This window comes from Exiguobacterium sp. A1_3_1 (genome assembly GCF_048985645.1).
GTDB lineage: Bacteria > Bacillota > Bacilli > Exiguobacteriales > Exiguobacteriaceae > Exiguobacterium_A > Exiguobacterium_A indicum.
In genome coordinates this window covers 1-3,590 of the sequence record NZ_WBYY01000245.1, presented here as the reverse complement: position 1 = coordinate 3,590, position 3,590 = coordinate 1, and the positions used below count along the sequence as shown (strand labels likewise).

Annotated in this window: 4 protein-coding genes and 1 pseudogene; 1 reads left to right on the top strand and 4 read right to left on the bottom strand. The window is 49.9% G+C overall.

The features are described 5' to 3' along the window. The first annotated feature begins 285 nt into the window (after positions 1-285). A complete protein-coding gene (locus F8N00_RS17065; protein WP_023469135.1) occupies positions 286-1,284 on the top strand; it encodes an NAD(P)/FAD-dependent oxidoreductase in 999 nt (332 codons plus the stop codon). 260 nt (positions 1,285-1,544) lie between these two features. On the opposite strand, the gene F8N00_RS17060 is transcribed toward F8N00_RS17065, so the two are convergent. From F8N00_RS17060 to F8N00_RS17045, 4 genes and pseudogenes are all read right to left on the bottom strand, one after another. Next, positions 1,545-2,036, bottom strand: coding sequence for a GNAT family N-acetyltransferase (locus F8N00_RS17060; RefSeq protein WP_347355299.1), 492 nt, complete (start codon positions 2,034-2,036; stop codon positions 1,545-1,547). After that, positions 2,033-2,536 (bottom strand): GNAT family N-acetyltransferase, encoded by a 504-nt coding sequence (locus F8N00_RS17055; RefSeq protein ID WP_421018650.1) that lies wholly within the window; start codon positions 2,534-2,536, stop codon positions 2,033-2,035. The genes F8N00_RS17060 and F8N00_RS17055 overlap by 4 nt, the downstream gene beginning before the upstream one ends. After that, positions 2,533-3,399: an NAD-dependent epimerase/dehydratase family protein gene (locus tag F8N00_RS17050; RefSeq protein ID WP_035396393.1), complete on the bottom strand. Its 867-nt coding sequence runs from the start codon at positions 3,397-3,399 to the stop codon at positions 2,533-2,535. Before F8N00_RS17050 ends, F8N00_RS17055 begins: the two co-directional genes overlap by 4 nt. A gap of 117 nt (positions 3,400-3,516) precedes the next feature. Next, positions 3,517-3,590 (bottom strand): annotated as a pseudogene (locus tag F8N00_RS17045) (iron-sulfur cluster assembly accessory protein); the annotation flags it as partial.

Genomic DNA, 3,590 nt, shown 5'->3' with positions numbered 1-3,590 from the left:
ACCGTAGCCCGCTCCAAGAATAACAATGTTAGGTGTGTTCATGTTCTGATACTCCTTACGAATCGTAGTTTTGTTGTGATTTTCTTCACATTCAATTACAGACGAATGCTCAAAAATTTTGTTCAAATAATGTTCACATGTCTATAAGCTTATTGAAACACTTTTCAGGAATGATTGCAAAAGAAAAATGTAATTTCCCTTAAAAAAATGTGAGATGTTCCGTACTTGCACCTTCACCCCCTACTTCCTATATAATGGACCTATCCAACGCTAGGAGGGAATCAGATGCACCAACCATATGATGTCACGATCATCGGCGGCGGTCCGGTCGGACTGTTCACCGCGTTTTATTCAGGAATGCGCCAGATGAAGACGAAGGTCATCGAGAGTCTACCTCAATTAGGTGGTCAACTCGCTACGCTTTATCCTGAAAAATATATATACGATATTGCCGGTTTTCCGAAAGTAAAAGCACAGGAACTGGTCGATCGGTTGCTTGAACAAGCAAATGAATTCGATCCGACCTATGTACTCGGTGAGACCGTCATCGCTTATGAACGAATGGATGATGGGATCATCCGCCTCGTCACGAACAAAGGCGAGCATTATACGAAGACCGTCATCTTGACGGCAGGAAACGGCTCGTTCGCCGCGCGTCCACTCGGAGTGGCAGATGCAGAACGCTTCGAAGAAACAAACTTACACTATTTCGTCAACGACATGGAACGTTTCAAGGATCGCCAAGTCGTCTTACTGGGTGGCGGTGACTCCGCAGTTGACTGGTCATTGATGCTTGAGCCGATCGCAAAATCCGTCACGCTCGTCCACCGTCGCGATAAGTTCCGTGCCCATGAACATTCGGTCGAACTGTTACACGATTCGTCCGTTAACGTCATGACGCCGTATACACTTGAATCGGTCACAGGTGAGACACACATCGAGACGCTGACGTTCAAACATGCTGAAAGTGGTGAAGTCGTCGTCGTCGCTGCGGACGATGTCGTCTGTAACTTCGGCTTCGTCTCGTCACTCGGACCATTAAAAGAGTGGGAAGTCGAATTCGAACGCAATTCGATTCGCGTCAATTCGAAGATGGAGACTGCGATTCCAGGCGTCTTCGCTTGTGGTGATATCGCGACTTACGAAGGACGCGTCAAACTGATCGCAACGGGATTCGGTGAAGCACCGATCGCTGTTAACCAAGCGAAGCTTCTCGTTGATCCATCTGCTCGTCATCCGCAACACTCGACGAGTCTGTTCGAAAAAGTAACGAATCATTCTTGATCAGTCACTTGACAGTCCATCTTTACGGACCGATCCAATATTCTCGCTTTCCTCAGGCGGGAGATAAGCCGCGGTATCCCGCACTCCGTGCGGCTTTCCGGGTCTTATCTATCCCTGACGGAAGCACATAACATGCTTCCTTTTCCTGTAGGAGTCGAGAATATATGGTTTCGCCCGTATCATGAATAATAAAGAACCTTCCAGATCAGCTTCTGGAAGGTTCTTTATTTGTTCGTAGCTCTCGCAATGTATTCATCAGTCTATCTCGTTCTTAGTTGGATAGGCATCCGGTAAACCCGTTGCACGAGTTCCACTCCACCACGCTCAATCATCGATTCTTTGAAGACCTGACCACCGAATCGTTCGTAAAACTGGCACGCAGGATTATCCCGCAAGACAGAAACCTGCATCGTCTCATATTCCGCTAAGTCCTCAGCGATGCGTTGAAACAACGCTTTCCCGAGTCCCTGCCCTTGAGACGCTTGCAAGACATAAATCGCATAAAGCTCCCCTTCACGCGCATCACTTCGATTCGGTCCGCCTTGCGCGAAGCCAACGACTTCTTCTCCTGACACGGCAACATACACGCGCTGATCGACTAACGTCTGCTCCCATTGTTTCGTCCGTTTTTCGTACGATAACTGCGCTAAATAAGTGTCCGGGATGATACCTTGATACGTCTCCCGCCAAGCGTCGATATGAACGCGAGCGATGGCTGACGCATCTTCAAGATGTGCTTCACGGATTCTCATAACAAGATGATAAAGCGACGTGTCTCGCGCCCATTACGAACAGTCGGCTCGATTTCTTGTCCACCGTTCGCCAAGATGACACGGCGAGATGCTAGATTATCAACGCCACACGTCAGTAGTACTTGATCGAGTCCACGCTGGCGTGCTTCTTCAAGCGCAAGTCGAAGACCACTCGTCGCATATCCTTTCTGACGCTCGGATGGTCGGATGCCGTATCCGATGTGCCCGCCGTACAACTTCAAGTTCTCTGTCAAATCATGCCGGAAGTTCAGCGCACCGACGATTCGTTGCCCGTCGACCATCCAGTACGTCGAATGGGTGACAAGACCCGATCTGACCGTTGTCTCCATTTCCTTAAGTTCCGCAAAATAAGCGCCCAGTGGTTCATATGTGTCTCCGACTGCTTCCGGCACGATCGTTTCACCCGACTCTCGCCAGTCTTCTAAAAAGGCGCGATACTCTGTCTCCCACGCAAGAGTTGGTTTCATCAACTGCATCATTGGTGATTGCGCACCTCCTCTTCAATCAAACGATCGAGCCAGTCATCGACATGTTGGAACAGATAGCCGGCTTGTTTCGCAGCTGTCGTATCCATATAGAAATCGCGTTCTGGCGCAAGCGGTGATTCATCCTCTCCTTTTGCGACGAGTTGACTTGTCGTTCCCGCAACGCGGTCGATTTTATCCACTAGGTCTTGAATGGATAAGACACCGTCACTTGCAGCGTTGATCGGTCCGGTCAGTTCCGAGCGACCACACCACTCCAGAAAGGCAGCGGCTTCGTAACTTGAGATATACCCCATCTTCGCGTATGTGTTTTCGGCAACGATCGGACGCCCGTCAAGCGCCCGTTTGATATGAAAGACGAGTCGCTCCGTATAATCATCTGGTCCGAGGACGACCGGAAAACGGACCGCAACGACTGGGAACGTCGCCCGTTGGAAGAAATAACTCTCCGCTTGGCGTTTCCCTTCGCCATATCCATGTTCCTTCTCGAGGTCATATTTCCCCGGAAACGGATTATAGGCACGCTCCGTGATGTTCGCACCACCGCCTTCATAGACAGACATCGTCGACGTCAACACGTAACGTCCGACTTTTCCTTCAAACGCGTCGATCGCAAGTTTTGCTTGATACGGTGTGAAACAGATATTGTCATAGATGACATCCCAGTGCTGTTGGCTTAAGTCCTTCATCGTACTACTTGACGTCCGGTCTCCTTTAAAGAATGTCAAGCCCTTCGCAACCGGTGGCGTATGCTCGCCGCGTGTGACGATTGTCACGTCATCCCCCGAATCGGCTAACCGAATCGCAAGCCGGCGTCCAAAGTAGCGTGTTCCCCCGAAGATCAATACTTTTCTCATCCTGAAGCCCTCCCTGTTCGTAGTAGCATTCACTCTCTTAATATTTCGAGTCAACGGAACAGGTCTCCTGTATGCGGACAATAAAAAAATCGTGGACGATGTCCACGATTGGATTCATTAACAGCCACCCGGTGTCCCGGCATTCGTTGCCGTTCTGAACGATGTCCCGCAACCGCATGTTGCGATGGCAT

Coding starts and splice junctions, on each gene's coding strand:
- F8N00_RS17065 (WP_023469135.1), top strand. CDS start 286: ATGCACCAACCATATGATGTCACGATCATCGGCGGCGGTCCGGTCGGA.
- F8N00_RS17060 (WP_347355299.1), bottom strand. CDS start 2,036: ATGAGAATCCGTGAAGCACATCTTGAAGATGCGTCAGCCATCGCTCGC.
- F8N00_RS17055 (WP_421018650.1), bottom strand. CDS start 2,536: ATGATGCAGTTGATGAAACCAACTCTTGCGTGGGAGACAGAGTATCGC.
- F8N00_RS17050 (WP_035396393.1), bottom strand. CDS start 3,399: ATGAGAAAAGTATTGATCTTCGGGGGAACACGCTACTTTGGACGCCGG.